Annotated in this window: 18 protein-coding genes; 6 read left to right on the top strand and 12 right to left on the bottom strand. The window is 41.9% G+C overall.

What is annotated here, in order from left to right; translation table 11 throughout:
• The first annotated feature begins 29 nt into the window (after window positions 1–29).
• From L6773_RS10585 to L6773_RS10565, 5 genes are all read left to right on the top strand, one after another.
• Window positions 30–1,190 (top strand): cysteine desulfurase family protein, encoded by a 1,161-nt coding sequence (locus L6773_RS10585; protein ID WP_237854238.1) that lies wholly within the window; start codon window positions 30–32, stop codon window positions 1,188–1,190.
• A gap of 81 nt (window positions 1,191–1,271) precedes the next feature.
• A complete protein-coding gene (locus L6773_RS10580; protein WP_237854236.1) occupies window positions 1,272–1,937 on the top strand; it encodes a hypothetical protein in 666 nt (221 codons plus the stop codon).
• Window positions 1,938–2,121: 184 nt separating this feature from the next.
• Entirely contained in the window at window positions 2,122–2,667 is a 546-nt protein-coding gene (locus L6773_RS10575) for an LOG family protein (protein WP_237854234.1), read from the top strand.
• A 27-nt stretch (window positions 2,668–2,694) separates the two neighbouring features.
• Window positions 2,695–3,102, top strand: a complete 408-nt coding sequence (locus L6773_RS10570) for a DUF1499 domain-containing protein (RefSeq protein ID WP_237854231.1) — start codon at window positions 2,695–2,697, stop codon at window positions 3,100–3,102.
• 4 nt (window positions 3,103–3,106) lie between these two features.
• Window positions 3,107–3,487: a hypothetical protein gene (locus L6773_RS10565; RefSeq protein ID WP_237854230.1), complete on the top strand. Its 381-nt coding sequence runs from the start codon at window positions 3,107–3,109 to the stop codon at window positions 3,485–3,487.
• Window positions 3,488–3,504: 17 nt separating this feature from the next.
• Here L6773_RS10565 and L6773_RS10560 read toward each other — a convergent pair whose 3' ends face one another.
• Window positions 3,505–5,385 (bottom strand): AMP-dependent synthetase/ligase, encoded by a 1,881-nt coding sequence (locus tag L6773_RS10560; RefSeq protein WP_237854228.1) that lies wholly within the window; start codon window positions 5,383–5,385, stop codon window positions 3,505–3,507.
• Window positions 5,386–5,541: 156 nt separating this feature from the next.
• On the opposite strand from L6773_RS10560, the gene L6773_RS10555 reads away from it, so the two are divergent.
• Entirely contained in the window at window positions 5,542–6,057 is a 516-nt protein-coding gene (locus tag L6773_RS10555) for a Fur family transcriptional regulator (protein ID WP_237854226.1), read from the top strand.
• Between the two features lie 205 nt (window positions 6,058–6,262).
• Here L6773_RS10555 and purB read toward each other — a convergent pair whose 3' ends face one another.
• The 11 genes from purB to lysC form a co-directional block, all read right to left on the bottom strand.
• On the bottom strand, window positions 6,263–7,558 hold the full coding sequence (purB, locus tag L6773_RS10550; RefSeq protein WP_237854224.1) for an adenylosuccinate lyase: 1,296 nt from the start codon (window positions 7,556–7,558) through the stop codon (window positions 6,263–6,265).
• A 10-nt stretch (window positions 7,559–7,568) separates the two neighbouring features.
• Window positions 7,569–8,978 carry a M48 family metalloprotease gene (locus tag L6773_RS10545; protein WP_237854222.1) on the bottom strand — a complete coding sequence of 470 codons (1,410 nt, stop codon included), beginning with the start codon at window positions 8,976–8,978 and terminating at the stop codon, window positions 7,569–7,571.
• Between the two features lie 128 nt (window positions 8,979–9,106).
• Entirely contained in the window at window positions 9,107–11,002 is a 1,896-nt protein-coding gene (locus tag L6773_RS10540) for a DUF2779 domain-containing protein (RefSeq protein ID WP_237854221.1), read from the bottom strand.
• Window positions 11,003–11,004: 2 nt separating this feature from the next.
• Entirely contained in the window at window positions 11,005–12,042 is a 1,038-nt protein-coding gene (gene murB, locus L6773_RS10535; protein ID WP_237854218.1) for a UDP-N-acetylmuramate dehydrogenase, read from the bottom strand.
• A gap of 9 nt (window positions 12,043–12,051) precedes the next feature.
• On the bottom strand, window positions 12,052–13,446 hold the full coding sequence (locus L6773_RS10530) for a hemolysin family protein (RefSeq protein WP_237854216.1): 1,395 nt from the start codon (window positions 13,444–13,446) through the stop codon (window positions 12,052–12,054).
• Entirely contained in the window at window positions 13,434–13,613 is a 180-nt protein-coding gene (locus L6773_RS10525) for a hypothetical protein (RefSeq protein WP_237854207.1), read from the bottom strand. Before L6773_RS10525 ends, L6773_RS10530 begins: the two co-directional genes overlap by 13 nt.
• A 93-nt stretch (window positions 13,614–13,706) precedes the next feature.
• Window positions 13,707–14,141, bottom strand: a complete 435-nt coding sequence (locus tag L6773_RS10520) for a single-stranded DNA-binding protein (RefSeq protein WP_237854205.1) — start codon at window positions 14,139–14,141, stop codon at window positions 13,707–13,709.
• Window positions 14,142–14,215: 74 nt separating this feature from the next.
• On the bottom strand, window positions 14,216–14,962 hold the full coding sequence (locus L6773_RS10515; protein WP_237854203.1) for a 2,3,4,5-tetrahydropyridine-2,6-dicarboxylate N-succinyltransferase: 747 nt from the start codon (window positions 14,960–14,962) through the stop codon (window positions 14,216–14,218).
• Between the two features lie 146 nt (window positions 14,963–15,108).
• Complete coding sequence (gene dapA / locus L6773_RS10510) at window positions 15,109–15,987, bottom strand: 4-hydroxy-tetrahydrodipicolinate synthase (RefSeq protein ID WP_237854201.1); 879 nt, start codon at window positions 15,985–15,987, stop codon at window positions 15,109–15,111.
• Window positions 15,984–16,679 carry a dihydrodipicolinate reductase C-terminal domain-containing protein gene (locus L6773_RS10505; RefSeq protein ID WP_237854199.1) on the bottom strand — a complete coding sequence of 232 codons (696 nt, stop codon included), beginning with the start codon at window positions 16,677–16,679 and terminating at the stop codon, window positions 15,984–15,986. The genes dapA and L6773_RS10505 overlap by 4 nt, the downstream gene beginning before the upstream one ends.
• On the bottom strand, window positions 16,676–18,028 hold the full coding sequence (gene lysC, locus L6773_RS10500) for a lysine-sensitive aspartokinase 3 (RefSeq protein ID WP_237854197.1): 1,353 nt from the start codon (window positions 18,026–18,028) through the stop codon (window positions 16,676–16,678). Before lysC ends, L6773_RS10505 begins: the two co-directional genes overlap by 4 nt.
• Window positions 18,029–18,145: the final 117 nt, after the last annotated feature.

The raw sequence follows: 18,145 nt of genomic DNA, 5'->3' as shown, positions 1-18,145 counted from the left end.
ATGAAAAAAAGTTCAAAAAAAACAGAGGTATGGACTCTATCTATTTTGATCATGCAGCCACAACACCTTTAGATAAAAGGGTATTGGATGCGATGACACCTTTTCTTACCGAAAATTATGGGAATGCAAATTCAGCACACCAGCTAGGGCGTACTTCCAAAGTAGCAATTGAAGATGCACGAGAGAACATCGCAAAGTTGTTAAACGCCGAGCCATCTGAAATCATTTTTACCAGCGGAGGTACTGAAAGTGATAACGCCGTCATCAAAGGAATGATCACCGGAACCGGGAAAAATGAGATTATAACCTCCCCTATTGAGCATCATGCAGTTCTGCATCCCGCGGAATCTCTTGAAAACGAAGGAATTACCATCAAATACCTGGAACCGAATGAAGAGGGTATAATCACAGCTGAGCAAGTAAAAAATGCTATTTCTGAAAACACGGCCATCGTTAGTTTGATGCATGTGAACAACGAGATTGGATCCATCAACCCAATAAAAGAGATTGCTGAGGTATGCCGAGAAAGCGGTGTACCATTCCATTCTGATACAGTTCAAAGCATTGGCAAAATACCGGTTGACGTGAAAGAGTTTGGAATGGATGCACTTAGTATCAGTGCTCATAAAATTTACGGGCCGAAAGGCATTGGTGTACTTTATGTTAAAAATGGCACTCCCTGGGAGCCCTGGCTGCAAGGTGGTTCACAGGAAAGAAAACGAAGAGGGGGTACATCAAATGTGCCCGGAATCGTAGGTCTATCCAAAGCGATGGAACTTGCAGTTGATGAGCTGGAAAATAATGCAAGCCATTATTATTCGCTTCGTGAATTCGCCATTCAACAACTCGATGAAAAGTTCGACGAACAATTTTATGTTAACGGACCTCGTAACGGTGGGGCTCCACATATTCTGAATGTAGCATTTCTATCACCTGACGAAAAGGGTTTAGACGGTGAAATGCTTCTCTTAAACCTGGATATTGAGGGGATCTGTGTATCAAATGGATCAGCTTGTACATCGGGAGCTACGGAGCCATCACATGTATTAAGCGGAATAGGTTTGAACCAGGATCACTGCAATTCAAGTATTCGCATCAGTTTTGGCAAGCATAATACTAAAGAGGAAGTGACCTTATTAGTGAATAAACTTGAGGGAATCCTGGACAGGATGTTGGCAATGGCGGGCTGATTTAGCTATTATCTAAAAGCAAACTGACAGGTTTACAGGGGACATTACACATTCACAATAAATAAACAAATGTAATCTACTATGGGAAAGAAAATAGCACTTGGATGTTTGGGAGTTGGCCTTTTAATACTGATTGGCGGTGGGTTTTTGACCTACAACTATATCTACAAACCGGTGATGGGAAGCGTGGAATCACTCCAGGAGATACACGAAACAAATAATAGAATTGATAATCAGTCGACGTATGAGCCACCGGCTGACAATGCAATGACCGAAGAACAGGTAGAACGTTTTGTAGCTGTTCAGAAGCAGATTCAGAGTGGAGTTGAGGAACGTTTGAATGAGTTTCAGCAGAAGTATGAAGAGCTTGAACAGGAGCTTCAAAATCAGAACCAGGAACCCGGTTTAACTGCTATCATGAGTGCCTGGGGAGATATTATCAACCTCTATTCAGATGCCAAACAGATCCAGGTGGATGCACTGAATGATCACGATTTCTCTCTACAGGAATATCGGTATGTTCAGCAATCTTTCTACAGTGCACTGGGTATGGAGCTGTTTTCTTACAACATCGACCAAATAGCTGAGGCTGCCAGCGAGGGTAATTTTAACAATATGAACCTTGAGCAGTTCGAACAACAACAGTCCGAGATGGAACAACAAGTACCTGAAATGAATCGTGAGTTGGTTTCTCAATATGCAGATTCTGCCGAAAGCTGGATGGTATTTTCCTGGTGGGGATTATAAATTGATTTCTAACCCGTCACTTCGAGCCTGCCTTCAAAAGCTTGAGCACAGGCAAGCGCAACGGAACGCGAATGGAATAAAGTCGAGAACTATTCTTTGGCAATATGCGACATTTCGACTCCCTCTTCGGCTTCACTTCGTTGCGCTCAGAGTGCGCCCGATCTGACGAAAACTTTTTCAAAATATGAACATTTGCGTTTACTGCGGCTCTTCTTCCGGGAAAGACCCTGCGATCGAAGAAGAAGCCACAAAATTGGGAGAGCTGATGTGCCAAAGAGAACACAATCTTGTCTATGGCGGAGCTTCCCGTGGCATCATGGGGATTTTGGCTGATTCTGTAATGCAAAACGGCGGTGAAGTGGTTGGTGTGATCCCCAAAAATCTATTTCAAAAAGAGGTTGCTCACCAGGGAATCACCAAACTTATCGCCGTGGATGGTATGCATCAGCGTAAGTCAATAATGGCTGATCGTGCCGAGGCTTTTATTGCACTGCCCGGTGGTTTTGGTACTCTTGAGGAGCTGTTTGAGATCATTACATGGAATCAAATTGGCCTTATCAACAAACCTGTTGTTGTCTATAATTTTAATGGCTACTTCGATTCACTTATAAACATGATCGATCATGCGGTTGAAGTTGGCTTCATCAGGCCCAAAAACAGGAAAATTTTACAAGTAGCTGAAACGCTTGAGGAATGTTTGAGGTTTTGTGAATCAGTAAACAAAATGTGATTATTTTTAGGAATAAACTGTTGACCATTGCTTCAATCTATCATCACCTATTTTTTTGGTTCTAAACCTGACGATTTTAATCAAGCCGCCGACACTTCACCCTTCGAACCTTGTCCTGATTCTCCCAATTGCACCTTTGATTCTGTAGAATTTAATGAAAAAGCGGAGGATCTATTTGAGATCGTTTCTTCAGCGATAAATCGGATTGAACCTTATGAAATAAATACAAATTCACAATCCCTTCAAATAGATGCCGTATTTCGTATTCCAATATTTGGATTTAAAGATGATGTGGAAATAGCTGTCAAACCGGTTGATCACGAGAAAAGTATCCTTCACATTAAGAGTTCAAGCCGGGTTGGCGAGAGTGACCTGGGAGTAAACAGACGGCGTATTAAACGTATATTAACAACAATCAAACAACAAATTTCTTAAAGTTATGAGCATACCAAAAATGTCAATCAATATTGGAATCCTGTTAACAATTCTTGGAATTCTGTCCTACATCCTCACAGATTTTGCAAGCGTCACTGCTCTGATCCCCGCCTTTTTCGGGATTGTATTTGCGGGACTCGGCTTCTGGGGAACTAGAAGTGAATCGATGCGAAAGCACACCATGCATGCTGCACTTTTGTTGGCACTTCTTGGTTTAGGGGGTTCTTTTAGTGGTTTAATATCGGTTTTTGGTGCTCTTGCGGGAACCATGCCCGAACGAATGTCAGCAGCAGTGAGTCAATCCATAATGGCCGTAATCTGTATCATTTTCTTGATTGCCGGTATCAAATCTTTTGTGGACGCACGAAAGAAACAAGCAGAGTAATAGGTCTTTGATGAACGTTAGTTCTCATTCGAAAAGATATCATCAATCAGGTGTTTATATTTCTCCTCGATAATTCGGCGTTTCACCTTAAGTGTGGGTGTGAGTTCCCCGGTTTCCACCGTAAACTCATTAGAAACCAATCGGAAATCTCTGATTTTTTCGTGTGATGCCAGCTCTTTTGAAAAGGTTCGGATCTCTTTGTTGTAGATATTTTGGATGAACTCTTTTTGAAGCAGTTCATTAAGGTTTGAATATTTAATGTTCTCCTGGTTGGCATATTTCTCAAGAGATTCAAAATCTGGGACAATCAATGCTGCCATAAACGTTTTCCTCTCACCAACTACAACCAGTTGGTCAATCCACGGACTGGTTTTGAACATATCCTCAATCGGTCCGGGATATATATTCTTTCCACCGGCATTTACAATCATATGTTTGATCCGATCCGTTATTTTTAACCGGCCGTTTACAAATCGCCCTACATCACCGGTATGGAGCCACCCGTCTTCGTCGATCATCTCACGAGTAGCTTCCTCGTTTTTCCAATAACCTTTCATGGTGTTTGGGCCTCGATTTAAAATCTCGCCGGCCTCACAGGTTACATTTGTCGGATAATCTTCACCGCTAACCTGGGCTAGAATGCGGTTGTCCTCCAGGCTTTGAATGCCAACTGTTACCCCATTTATTACCTGCCCAACTGTTCCGATAACCTCATCCCCATAAGGATTGCAACACATCACGGGTGACGTCTCCGTAAGTCCGTATCCCTCAATTATATTTAGTCCGGCCGCCATAAAAAATATCCCGATCTCCGGAGGTAATGCTGCGCCTCCTGACACAAAAAACCGTATGCGTCCACCTGTACGCTCTTTGAGCTTATCGAACACAAGTTTGTCGGCAATTTTTTTCTGAACAGAAGTCAACCCCCGTTTCCCATTCCAATATTGTTTCCCCACATTCAGAGCCCAGGAAAAGATCGATTGCTGTATAGCGCTACCCTCTTTCACATTCTTGTTCACCAGGTTGAATATCTTTTCAAATAATCTTGGTACACTAACAACGATGGTAGGATGGGCTTCCGTCATATTCCGTGCTACCGTATCCACACTCTCGGCATAGTAGATTTCAGCTCCCCCGGCAATCATTGCATAATAACCAGCAGTTCGCTCAAAAGAGTGGCAGAGCGGTAAAAACGAGAGACACCGGTCGCTTTCGTTAATATTTATAGCATCGTGAGCCGCTTTAATATTACTGACGATATTGCGATGAGTTAACATTGCCCCTTTAGGTTTACCGGTAGTACCCGAAGTGTAGATCAGGGTTGCAACATCTTCAGGTTTTATGTTTTTAACCCGTTTTTTTAACGCATGCTGAAATTTTGTTTCTGCCTTCATGCCGGCCGCACAAATGGTATCAAATAGTTTTACCTGGTCGCCCTCCAAATATTTCTTCACTTTGGGTTCGTCGAAGGCAATAATTGTTTCTAAATCCGGACAGTTGTCAAAGACTTTAACCGCCTTTTTCAGTTGAATACCTGTTGAAACAAAAAAGATCTTTGATTCTGAATCTTTGAGAATATACTTGCACTGATTTGGCGGTAGTGTTGTGTACAATGAAACATTAATAGCCCCTACCATTTGGATAGCAAGATCTACAACCATCCATTCATACCTGTTCTCGCTGAGAATCGCCACCCGATCCTCTTTTTCCACTCCTCGTTCCAGCAGATAACTGGCAATTGCTGTAACGTCTTGTTTTACAGTATCCCAAGTTACAGTCTTGTATTCACCGTTGGGAGAGGGTTTATATGCAAAAGCTGTTTTATCAGAATTTTCGTATTTTTTTGCAAGATTAAGATAAAGTTCAGTTAAAGTCTCAAATGCAACGAGAGTAGGCATGTTAATCAGATTCGTTTAAAATGGTAGATTATAAATAAGATAAAATTTTCAAGCATTTTTAATATACTATTGTAAACGTAAGTAAATAATTTTTGTAAGAACATTCCTTTAAATTCGTTCAGTCTATCTTAAGTTTCATAATTTAATCCGTTACCAATGGCACACCAAGCACAAGAAGAAACCGTACAACTGGTTAAGCAAATTTTCAGAACATATTTAAAGGAACGAAATCAAAGACAAACACCCGAACGTTTCATGGTTCTGGAAGAGATTTATCGTTCAGACGGCCATTTCGATGCCGATGATATTTTTTTCAACATGAAGAATGCCGGAACTCGCGTATCACGTGCTACGGTGTACAACACACTCGACCTTCTAATTGAGTGCGGACTCGTACAACGGCAGCAGTTTGGCAAAAACCAGTACTATTATGAGCGATCGTATGCATACCAGCAGCACGATCACATGATATGCAAGGAGTGCGGTGTGGTGATTGAATTTTGCGATCCAAGAATTCTGGAAATTCAAAACCTGATGGAAAAAATCCATGATTTTGAAGTCGAAGGCCATACTCTGCATCTATTTGGAAGATGTAACGACCGCGAAGCCTGTGAAAAAAGGCGAGAAAGCGGTGACAAAATCAAATCGATGAAGGAGAAAAAAGAGGCTTAATTTTTCGCCAGTAAGCACGAAAACACAAAAATTATATAAAGAATGTCGTTCTGAACCTGCCTGCTGAAGCTTTAGCGTAGGCAGGCTTGATTCAAAATTCCCGAACGCGATTCAATTATGAAGATGCTGAATCCCCCAAAGAGATCCCTTTGGGAAAATTCTGCATGATTCGAGAAAACTTCTTTGTATTTTTCTGTATTCGTGGCTATTCCAAACCAGCTCTCTCAAAAATCTCATCTACTCTTCTTGTGTGATAACTGAGATCGAAAGCATTCTCAATTTCTTCCGGAGATAGATTCTCCTGAATGGTGGAATCTGCTTCAACCAGTTCGCGAAATGCTCGCTTTTCTTCCCAGGCTTTCATAGCCAGCGGCTGAACGGTATCGTAAGCAACTTCACGCGATAGCCCCTTTTCAACCAGCATCAATAATAATCGCTGCGAGAAAACCAGACCATGCGTTTTCTGCATGTTATCTTTCATGTTTTCAGGATAGACCATCAGTTTTTCTACCACCCCGGAAAAACGGTGGAGCATGTAATCCAATAAAATGGTTGCATCGGGAAGAATAATTCGTTCAACGGACGAATGAGAAATGTCTCTTTCATGCCACAGTGGAATATTTTCATAAGAGGAAACCATATATCCACGGAGCACTCTCGCACATCCTGAAATATTCTCCGAACTGATGGGATTTCGTTTATGAGGCATAGCAGATGATCCCTTTTGTCCTTTACTGAAAAACTCTTCCGCCTCCCGAAGTTCGGTTCTTTGCAAGTGACGTATTTCAACTGCGATCTTCTCGAGGGTTGAACCAATCACAGCCAGGGTTGCCAGGTAATATGCGTGCCGGTCTCGCTGCAGGGTTTGAGTTGAAACGGGCGCCGGCTGGATACCAAGCCTCTCGCATGTTAGTGCTTCCACTTTTGGCGGGATATGTGCAAAGGTTCCAACTGCACCTGAAAGCTTTCCAAACTCTACATCTTTGGCTGCTCTCTGAAATCGATCGAGGTTTCGCTGCATCTCTGCATACCAAAGTGCACACTTCAATCCAAATGTTGTGGGTTCTGCATGAACACCATGAGTTCGCCCCATCATCACCGTTAATTTATGTTCTTGAGCCTTTTCAGCGAGAGCTTCACAAAATCGGTCCAGCCCTTTTCTTAATATCTCGTTGGCCTGTTTGAGCCTATAGCCGTTGGCCGTGTCTACCACATCAGTTGAGGTGAGGCCGTAATGAACCCATTTTTTTTCATCCCCGAGACTCTCTGAAACGGTTCGAGTAAACGCAACCACATCATGCCGGGTCTCCTTCTCAATCTCTTTGATTCTGTCGACATCGAATGTTGCATTATCGTAAAGTTTGTCAACATCTTCGGAGGGAATTTTACCCAACTGACTCCACGCCCAGCAAGCAGCAAGTTCAACATCAAGCCATGCCTGGAATTGGTTTTGTTCGGTCCATATGTTGGTCATTTCCTCTCGGGAATATCTGTCTATCATGAAATAATCTTTATTGAGTTGGAATTTTTATCGTGGTGCCGGCTTCAATCATCTCATCCAGTTGAACCTGGTTCAAAATGGCAATTTCCTCCGGCTGGATATCCATTGGAAGTGAACTCGGCAGAAGATCACTAAACCGTGCCCTTCTATCTGTCTGTATGACGCTGAGCCGGACCGGATTGATGTTCAATATCTGCTGATCTGTAAGGCGATCAAATTCTGTAGTTGTTTCCTCAAAATCAGGTTCAAATGTAGAATATTGATCCGCAGAGCTGTAGTTAATAAACCTGTAAATATTGCCGCCAAACTCCACCGCATACACATAAACACCTAAATCTTGCTGCTCTCCTTGTGCCGTAGTATTTGCAACATATGCGTTCCATTGTCCGCTACTTTGTGTAGACCGCTGAGTTTCAGCCTGTAATTCGTTATTCGACAAGAAATTTCTGACAGCTTGCTCCGGATTTGATGCTTCGGAATCGATCTGGAAAATCATCACGGCATTTTGTTCCGGGCTAACCAATGCAACCTGTTGTGCCTGGTTGATCACCTGCCAGCTTTCCGGTACTGGAAATTGAAACTCTAAATCAGGATGGTAAAACATACCATCTTCAGAAAAACCCTGCCGCGGATTATTACCATAAACGATTCCATTGAGTTGACTCATATATTCTTCAGCATCATAAATGGTCTGTTCATAACCTTCTTCAGCCCACTGTTCAGCTTTTCTTGGAATGGTCTGTTCTCGTTCTCCCGGGTCGGGGTGAGAAGAGAGAAATGTTGGCAGTGATTGATTGGAATTCTCTGATATTCGTTTAAGGCTATTAAAAAATTCAGCACCTTCAGCTGCCGCATAACCAGTTTTTGCGGCATACTCAACACCAAGCTCATCGGATTCGCGTTCATTTTCGCGACTGTAACTCAAGAAAAGTAACTGTGCCGCCTGGCTGCTTAATGCCAGTAGATTCTCTCCGGACATCCCTAAAAATTCTTGGCCAAGAATTGCGCCGCCCACAGCCACAACCTGTCCAATTGTTTGTGTGAGACCGCGTTGTGAGGCATGTCTTGCCGCTACATGCCCGATTTCGTGGCCTATAACTACGGCGAGTTGAGCCTCGTTTTCGAGGTGAGCAATCAGTCCGCGGGTTACATACACATACCCGCCGGGCAGAGCAAAAGCATTCACTACAGGACTGTCTAGTACTCTAAATGTAAACTCTGTTTCGCTGTATTTCTGGGGAGTATCCTCACGTCTCATATGGCTGTTTGCCAGGATTTCCTCACTGAGGTTCTTCACATATTCACTCAAGTTTTCATCCTGGTAAAGTCCATATTGGGCAATAATTTGATTGTCCACGTCCTTGCCAATTTGAACTTCTTCCTCCCACGAATATGCATAAGCCCGTTTATTTCCACTCACGGGACTTTTTTGAACAGTGCAGGAATTCGAAAAAATAAAAACTGAGAAAAATATCAGCAGATAGGATGTTAGAGTACGCATATCCAAATAATTTAAGTGTGTTTAAAAGGTAAGATTTTCATGCAACTTTAACGATTATTTCTGTTTAATAGGATATAATCTTCACTGTCCAGAAGACCCGTAAACCGTTTAATGTGCTTGAAAATAATGAAGAGGGCATATGAATCCAGAGTGCAATATTTTTTAAGTACTTCGGGGACAGCACTTTTCTCTTCATCAGTCATCAAACCGTTTTTGTAGGAAAGCCATGCATTCATTGCGTCAGATCCATCCGAAATTGAAAAATCGGAATCTTTCACATTCTTATACGGATCAAAAGTTTTGCTTCCTTTTTCTTCTCCTTTCTCACCAAACAATACATCATTTACCTGGCTATCAAAGAAGTCTGAGAACTCCGAAGACTGTTCCCATTTTAAAATGCTTTGCAAAACCTGTTTCAAACCTAGGCTGTCTTTTAGATATTCATTAAAATAGTAGTCTCGAATAATTCTGCTTACATCAAAAAAACGATGTTCATACTTGTCAGTTCTTGACGTTCGGATCTTCTCAAGAATTTCAAGCTCCTTCTTATATTTTTTTTGCTCACGCTTGAAATCCGCAATCAATCGATTTACACCCTGCTTCTCAAAGGGTGAATATTGCATAATTGTTCCCTCAAAAATATCCGGAATCCTTCCCAGTTGGCAAACAAATTCCCTATGAGGGTGAATAGTTTTATCCTGAAGGTCCAGCCACTCTGTGTGAATCATCTTTCCGGATTGATGAAGCGTATGGCAGGAAAACTGGAAGTAAACCGGCGTATAGGGCCGGGATTCTTTCTTCATAGGTATAGCATATGTTGCCGCTTCAAAATCCAGGAAATGCAGGGGGTATTTCAGATCATTAATTGACTTCATACTCTGCTTAATCCATAAACTTGGAACAGCCAGGTCCCGGGCCTTTAGAATCTGCAGGTTTCTTCGATTTAAAATCGGAATAGTGGCAATGTTCTGATGAAGCATCTTCTCGAGAGAATCAAAACCCCTGGAGAATTCCGCTTCTTCCTGGTAAAAGGTACCATTTTCTGATTCTGCGCTATTCCCATGTCCAATCAACTCAAAAACATGTTTCTCGGTGTGATTAATATCTTCTGATGAAAAAAATTGCCTCCAGCAACCTTCAGTACTCTCATTTCTTGACAATCTAAAATCGCAATATTTGCAACTTTTATGCCGATCAATACCACGAAATTCGTGTGGTTGATGGATCATTAATTTTATTTTTTCAATCGCCGAAGAAACAGACTCATTATGAAAGTATTGATGAGACTGCTCAATAGGAATTTGTTGCCGAATCTGTTCCACCGCTTTTGTGGCACGGACTTTTGTAAAAAGCTCTAATAGTTCTCTTTTGATTTTTTTTCGGGTAAAAAAACTTGCTTGATCGAATAGGTGCAGATGATCTATTGAAGATTTGAAATGTTTATTCGGAAAATAGAGATGGACATCAACATCATAATCCGGAAACTGTCTTTTTAACACATCCAACCGATAGGCTGCTTTCAGAAGATATCGAACAATACTTCTTTTTTTTATTCCCGGTTGAATTTCATCTCCTTCCGATTGTTTGCGAAGTTTTCCATGTACCTGGATGATAATCAGTTTTTTATCGTTCTTAACCAGAATCGGTATTCGGGTCAAAACCTTATCTTGTTGAATAACCGCACCGGTAATAGCTACCGTTTCTTCCTTCAGTAACTCTGTTGTCTCACCGAACGCTTTTTTTGTAGAATTGGATGTATGCCTGCAATTTTCAAAACGTAAAGATATTGCATCCCGGATGTGTAACTTATTTCGCTGCCTGAAATATAGTTTTGAGGTATCGCGATTCAGGGAATCGTTCGTAATATGGATAAACTTCAGAGGACAAGATACCGTATTCAAAAAGAGATCATCATTGATAATAATGGGAGCTTTCTCACTCATATCTATTCAACAATATTCACTTCGGGAACCAACTCAATACCAAACTCCTCAAATACCGAATGCTGAATTTTTTTTGAAAAGCTAAAAATTTCTGATCCGGTTGCGTTCCCGTGATTGACAATCACCAAGGCCTGGTTTTTATAAGTTCCCACATCTCCAATCCGTTTTCCTTTCCAACCGGTTTTTTCGATCAGCCAAGCCGCCGGAATTTTTATCTCCTCACTGTTCAACTCGTAAAATGGCATCTCATCATATCTCTTATGAAGTTCTTCAAACTGTTTCCTGTTAATAATAGGATTTTTGAAAAAACTGCCTGCATTCCCAATTAAATTCGGATCAGGGAGTTTCGACCTTCGAATATCAATAACCGCTTCGTAGATATCTTTGATAGAAGGTTCTGTAATTCTTTTTTCAGATAAATAGGATTGAAGTGATTTATAACTGTCTTCAATTTGGTGATTTTCTGTCGTCAAATTTAGCGTAACTCGGGTTACAACAACTACTCTTTTTAGTGCTTTTTTAAAAATGCTATCACGGTACCCAAATCTGCACTCTTCCTTTTGGAAGGTTTTGAAGATTCCATCTCTCATGTCAAACAATTCAAGAGAATCAAATACTTCATCCAACTCCACACCATAAGCCCCGATATTCTGTATAGGTGCAGCTCCAACCGTTCCGGGAATCAGTGCAAGGTTCTCAACACTTCCATAATTATTCTTCACAGCCCAGGTTACAAATTCGTGCCAGTTTTCCCCGGCTCCAATTTTAACCTTCAGTCTACCGGAGCTATCCTCGATAATATCTTTTCCTTTAATAGAAACTTTCAAAATTGGTTGAGCCGGATTCTCCAGAAATAGAATATTACTCCCACCGCCAAGCACAAACGGGCAATCATGCTCAAAAAACCCACCTTCATATAACTCGTAAAGATCCTTTGGACACTCAACATCTACAAAATTATTTGCTACCGCTGAAACCCCAAGTGTATTGAAAGAGGTTAAATCAACGTCTGTTTTTTTTTGAGGGTTACTTCTGTTCACTATTACGCTTTAACTCTTTTGATTTTTAACGGATGCAGGGGGCATGACTCTCAATTTTCGCACTCGGTTGTTTTTTACGGAATGAACGGTAAGCTCTAAGTCTTTATAGGTCATGCGCTCACCAACATTTGGAATTCGCTCGGTTAGGTGATATACGAGCCCTCCGAGTGTTTCAAACTCATCATCAGCAGCAGAGATAGAAGTTCCAAGTATCTCATCCAGGTCGTCAAGGTCTATCTTGGCATCAAAAATATAAATTCCGTTTTTGAATTTTGTATAGAGCTTCTCCTCTTCATCATCATATTCATCGCTCAGATTTCCGACTATTTCTTCTAAAATATCATCAAGGGTTACAATTCCCTCGGTTCCGCCATATTCATCTACCACGATGGCAATGTGTGTTTTTTCGTGCTGGAAATCGCGCAGCAGATCATCCAGTTTTTTTGTAGCCGGGATAAACAAAGCCTTTCGTGCGATGGTTTTCCAGTTGATGCCACTTTTTTCCAAATTGGTATTGATGTATGGCAATACATCCTTCGAGTAGATGACGCCCAGGATAGTATCAAGATCATTCTCATAAAGAGGCATCCTGGAGAGTCCTTTATCCTGGATGAGAGAAATTACTTCCGGCAAAGTGGAATCTACGTTAACAGCCACAATATTGACCCGGGAAGTCATAATTTCTCTAACTGTGGTGTTCCCAAATTCAATGACATTCTCAATAATTTCCCGCTCCTCGCCTTTTATGGAGCCCTCTTTCTCTCCCATCTCCGCCATTGTTTTAAGATCCTGAGCCGTCATCCGGTTGTCAGGTTTTGGAAGATTTTTTTCGAGACTTAACGTGCTGTTTGCAATCAGTTTAGAGATAGGCGTAAACAAAATAAAGTTAAAATAAACAAAACCACTCATGTTACGCGAAACCCTTAAAGGATTATTAATGGCAATCACTTTAGGAGTGATTTCACTCAGAATCAAAATCATGAAAGTAAGTACAAAGATCTGGATCGTATAAATCACAAACGTGGACAGCTCGAATACTATGGCGATTTTACCAGCTAAAACGGCAGCCAGAACAGAACTTACAATATTCGCAAATGTATTACCTATCAGGATCGTTGCCAACAACCTTCGCGGCTTGTTCAGCATGGTGAGAATTCGGTTATCCGTCTTGGAATGCGCCCCTGTAAGATGAAGATCCTCCAACTTGTTGACCAACGAAAAGAAAGCTACTTCTGACCCTGAGTATAATGCACTCAAAAATAGACCAAGGATCATAACCCCCACCTCTACAGCGATTTCTCCAAACTGTAGAGTCCCAACTGTTTCAGCTGCTGTTAAGAAAAGAGCGGTAAACACCAGGAAAACCCTGAAACTACGACTCGGAGGTTCGTCTAAAGATTCCAAATAAAATTTGTTGATTTGTAGAGAATTACTTGTTTATGATAGATCTGTAAAGCCACTTCATCGAAATTGTTATCATCCCGCACATTCTGGATAGTGTGACGAACACCTAAAACCGGTTCATTGCCACATTCTCCTCTCCCGGCCGTAACCGGAATTGCTTCATTCACTATGACGGGACTTTTACAAACCTGTTGTAAATATGAATAAAAAAAGGTGACGATGAAAGCCACCGCCACCTTTAAATGTACAAAACTTCTCTTTTAAAATGGGAGATCGTCATCCATATCATCGAATGAATCATCTATTTCAGCGGTTGCTGAACTGTTATTCGGTTTTGAAGGAGCTCCGCCTCCCATTGAATCACTCCTGCTGTCGAGCATCTGCATATTCAATGCTTTAATCTCAGTTGTATACTTCTTCTGACCATCTTTATCTTCCCACTGACGTGTTTGAATCGGCCCTTCGAAATAGGCTAATGAGCCTTTTTTGAGATATTCCTGGCAGATTTCCGCAAGACGCCCCCATGCCACAATTCTATGCCATTCAGTGCTTTCCTGCTGTTCACCATTTCGGTCCTTATATCGTTCGGTTGTTGCAACACTTAACGTTGCAACAGCTGTATTTGACTGTGTGTATCGTACTTCAGGGTCAGCTCCAAGCCTGCCGATTATCATTGCTTTGTTTAATGAACTCATAATAAGTTGGGTTTGATTTTTGTTATCGTTCTATTAGTAAGAACTGAAATTTTGCAATCCCTTACAGAATTTTTTTATCGAAGGGCATCTTCAAGCACTAAAGAGGCATCGCTACCCTTATCTCTGTACTTTATTATGATAGGACAAGAAACAGACAATTTGGTCTCGATTCCCCAATCAGTATTAATCGGCCGGGTGCCCGGTACAACCACCGCTCCTTCGGGAATTGCGGCTCCTTTTCCGAGAACCTGTTCGTTTACTGCGTCGTAAACGGGTACTGACTTCGAAAGTGTTACACCCGGTGCAATGACGGCTCGTTTTTTCACTAAAATTCCTTCAACAATCACAGATCCGGCTCCAACAAAACAGTCATCTTCAATAACAACCGGGCTGAGTCCTACCGGTTCAAGCACTCCACCAATCTGCACACCGGCTGACAGATGAACATTCTTCCCAATCTGAGCACAAGAACCCACAAGAGCGTGACTGTCGATCATGGCCCCTGCATCAACATATGCACCGATATTAACGTAAGCTGGCGGCATGATTATAACACCCTCAGCCACATATGCCCCTCTTCGTACGGACGATCCGCCGGGAACAAGTCGTACACCATCACCTGTATCAAACATTCGCGGGGGGAGGTTTTCTTTATCAACAAATCCTTCGTAGATACCACCGTAGTTTACATTTTTGCCTGCTTTAAAGGCCTCGAGAATTGCTTCCTTAACGTCTACATTCGCCTTCCATCCATCCCCATCGGGATTGGCCGCACGAATAGTTCCTTCTTCAAGTTGATCTAAAATTTTTTCCCAGCTCATAGGGTGTTTCTTGGTTAAAATTTATTTGTTAATACTGTAAAAGACCTGGCAGAGTACCGGCGAATTTTCGGTTCCCGCCAGAGTTTGCTAAGCAACTCTGTCAATACCTAACGGACTTTGACAAGTTGCCTCTTTTTTAAAATCTATCATTTATTCAGTTGGTACCAGTTAATAATTGCCTCATCCGAAGCACGCAAATGATCCGTTGATGAAAGCTCCTCATTAGTCAACGGAGATCGAAGAACGGATCTCTCAATCAATCCTTTCTCCTTCATCAATACTTTTAAAGGAATTGGGTTTGATGCCGAAAAGAGTGCTTTCACCGCATCGGTCCAAATTGGAAAAAGTGAGGCCGTATCGCCTTTCAAACTTTTCTCAACATAAAGCTTCGTTTCTTTCGGCCAAATATTCGATGCAACCGATACAAGTCCGCTTCCACCTGCTGTTGCAAAAAATGGCATAAGACCGTCATCTCCGCTAAAAAGGGGGATGGATGGAACAGCTTTCCTGAACTCCTGGAACTCACTGATACTTCCGCTGGCTTCCTTCACTGCCCAAAGATTACCGTGATGTTTAAGCTGTTGCAGAACTTCCGGAAATAGTTTTACACCGGTTCTTGATGGAATATTATAAATCATACATGGTTTGTCTGATACATCCATCAGGGACTTGAACCATTCGAACTGTCCTTTTAAGCCCGGCTTGGAATAAAGTGGATTCACCAACAAAAAGGATTCAATATTCTTCTCATTGCAGTACGAGATCCAGTCGGTTTGCGTCTTGAGGTTAAATCCACCAACTCCCACCATAATGGGTACCGAGTTACCCCGGTCCGAAATAAAGTCAACAATCTCTTTTTTTTCATTATGCGCTAAGGCCAAACCTTCTCCCGTACTTCCGAGCACGAGAATCCCGTTTCCGGCCTCTTCCTGTCGAGAAATAATCTCATCCAGGTTTTTAAAATGGATGCTCCCATCTTCTTTCATGGGAGTGATAAGTGCTGTCCAAAGTTGAATATCAGTCATAACAATTCTTTAAATGCACGATCAAAAAGTTCTGAAAATGGATAAACACCCGGTTCAATTTCCGGGTGATCCAAAATATAGTTCGCCGTCCAAATTGCCCCTTCAGCAAAAATTGATCGGTCGTGAGCTTCATGTTTCAAAAAGATTGATTCGCCCTTTGTTTTCAGATGCAGTTCATGAATACCTTTTACATCTCCCTGACGGTCGGAAGAGATCGACGCCTCTTTCCCGAGCCAATCATTCCAGGATAATGCCGTACCGCTGGGGGCATCCTGTTTGTGTTCGTGGTGGACTTCGTGAATATGAAATTTCGGTTCATCTAAAAATTCTGATCCTTTCCCCAAAATATTTAGAGATTTTCGAACTAGGTTCATTCCCAAACTAAAATTAGATCCGATCACCCACCGGGTTCCGATCTCTTTTACCTGATCAGGTAACTCCTCCGGCCATTGATAACCGGTAGTTCCCCAAACTGCCGGTAAATCAGTTTGGAGTAAAATTTCAATGATCTCTTCAGCAGCCGTTCCCGGAACGAAAATGATGGCAGAATCCGCCTCTGCTAATTTTTCAGGGGTGGGTTTATTATACTCGTCAAAAGGAATAGCTGCTTCTCCGAGCAATTCTGCCACAGTTCCACCTGTTTTACCCGTTCCAATTACAGCAAATTTTCTTTGTTGGTTTGATTTGGTCATGATTTTATAAATCGTTTGTGCAATACACGGACAACGTCTTCTGCTTCATCTTCTGCAACTAAAAAGCAGAGATTATGAGAACTGGCACCGTGGCATATCAAATGAATGTTAGTTTCCTGAAGAGATCCAAAAACCGGGCCACTTAACCCGGCCGTTGCATCCAGATTATTTCCAACCAAAGCGATCAGCGACAGGTTCTTCACAATTTCTACTTCACTAAACTTTTGTAGTTCCTTTAGAACTTCTGAGTCCAGCATCGAGTTATCCGGTTTGTTTACATCCGTATCAAGAGTTAGTGCTACACTTACCTCGCTCGTGGTTACAAGGTCAACACTGATTTTGTGCTCAGCCAGAACCTGGAACAATTTTGCAAGAAAACCATATCGGTGAAGCATATCAAGACTGTGAACTTTCACGAGAGTCTGATTGCGCCGGAGGCTAATAGCGCGCAAGATTGGTTTATCCTTTGTGTCTCTCACAATCCAGGTTCCCGGTTTTTCCGGGTGAATACTGGAACCCACATAAACACGAATATTCTTTCGGATGGCAGGAACCATCGTTGCCGGGTGCAAAACTTTAGCCCCAAAAACAGAAAGCTCAGCCGCTTCATCAAAACTGATTTCTGTAATGGGTCGCGCATCTGATACTATTCTTGGATCCGTTGTATAGATTGCGGTTACATCTGTCCAGATCTCCAGTACATCTGCATCAACGGCTTCGGCAAAAAGTGCAGCTGAATAATCACTACCCCCTCGGCCAAGTGTGGTTGTATGTCCATTTGGTTCTGATGCGATGAATCCCTGAGTTACAATTCTTGATTGAGCCAAGAGTGGTTGAAGATTTTTTGATGCTGCCTCGGATATTGCGGGAATATCGGGCTCGGCATTTCCAAAATCATCGTCTGTTTTGATCACTCTGCGGGCATCAAGCCATTCAACCTCATCACCGGATTCCTGCTTTAACACCTCCGTAAATATTGTTGAGGAAAGCCGTTCGCCAAATGATAAAATTTCATCGCGAAGCATTGGAGTCATAATCTGTTTTCGCAAAGTTATGGCTTCGAGGGCATCCAACAGATTTTCCACCTTATCAATTAGCAAGGCGGGGTTTCCCAAGTCTTTACAAATCGAAAGATGTTTTTTCCGAATGGCAATAAAAATCTGCTTGCGTTCTTCGACTGATTGTTCAACGGTCAATTCAGTCAGATGGTTGGTAGTCCCAGCGGTGGCACTAACCACGATGATTTTCTTGTCTGGATCTGACGATACGATTGACGCACACCGCCTCATGGCTGTAAGGTCTGCCATGCTGGTGCCGCCAAACTTTGCTACTTTTATTAAATCTGGCATGTTTTTATTCGAATAAAATTGAGCATTGAAAATAACGAAATTTTAAGCCCTTTAGCAGGATTCTTTCTAATTTTATTTTCAAAGAAACTATTTATGATCCATTGAGCCCCAACAAAT

The organism is Rhodohalobacter sulfatireducens, assembly GCF_022012475.1.
Classification (GTDB): Bacteria; Bacteroidota; Rhodothermia; order Balneolales; family Balneolaceae; genus Rhodohalobacter; species Rhodohalobacter sulfatireducens.
Note: the sequence above shows the minus strand (reverse complement) of the source record. Positions and strands in the feature narration are given on the sequence as shown.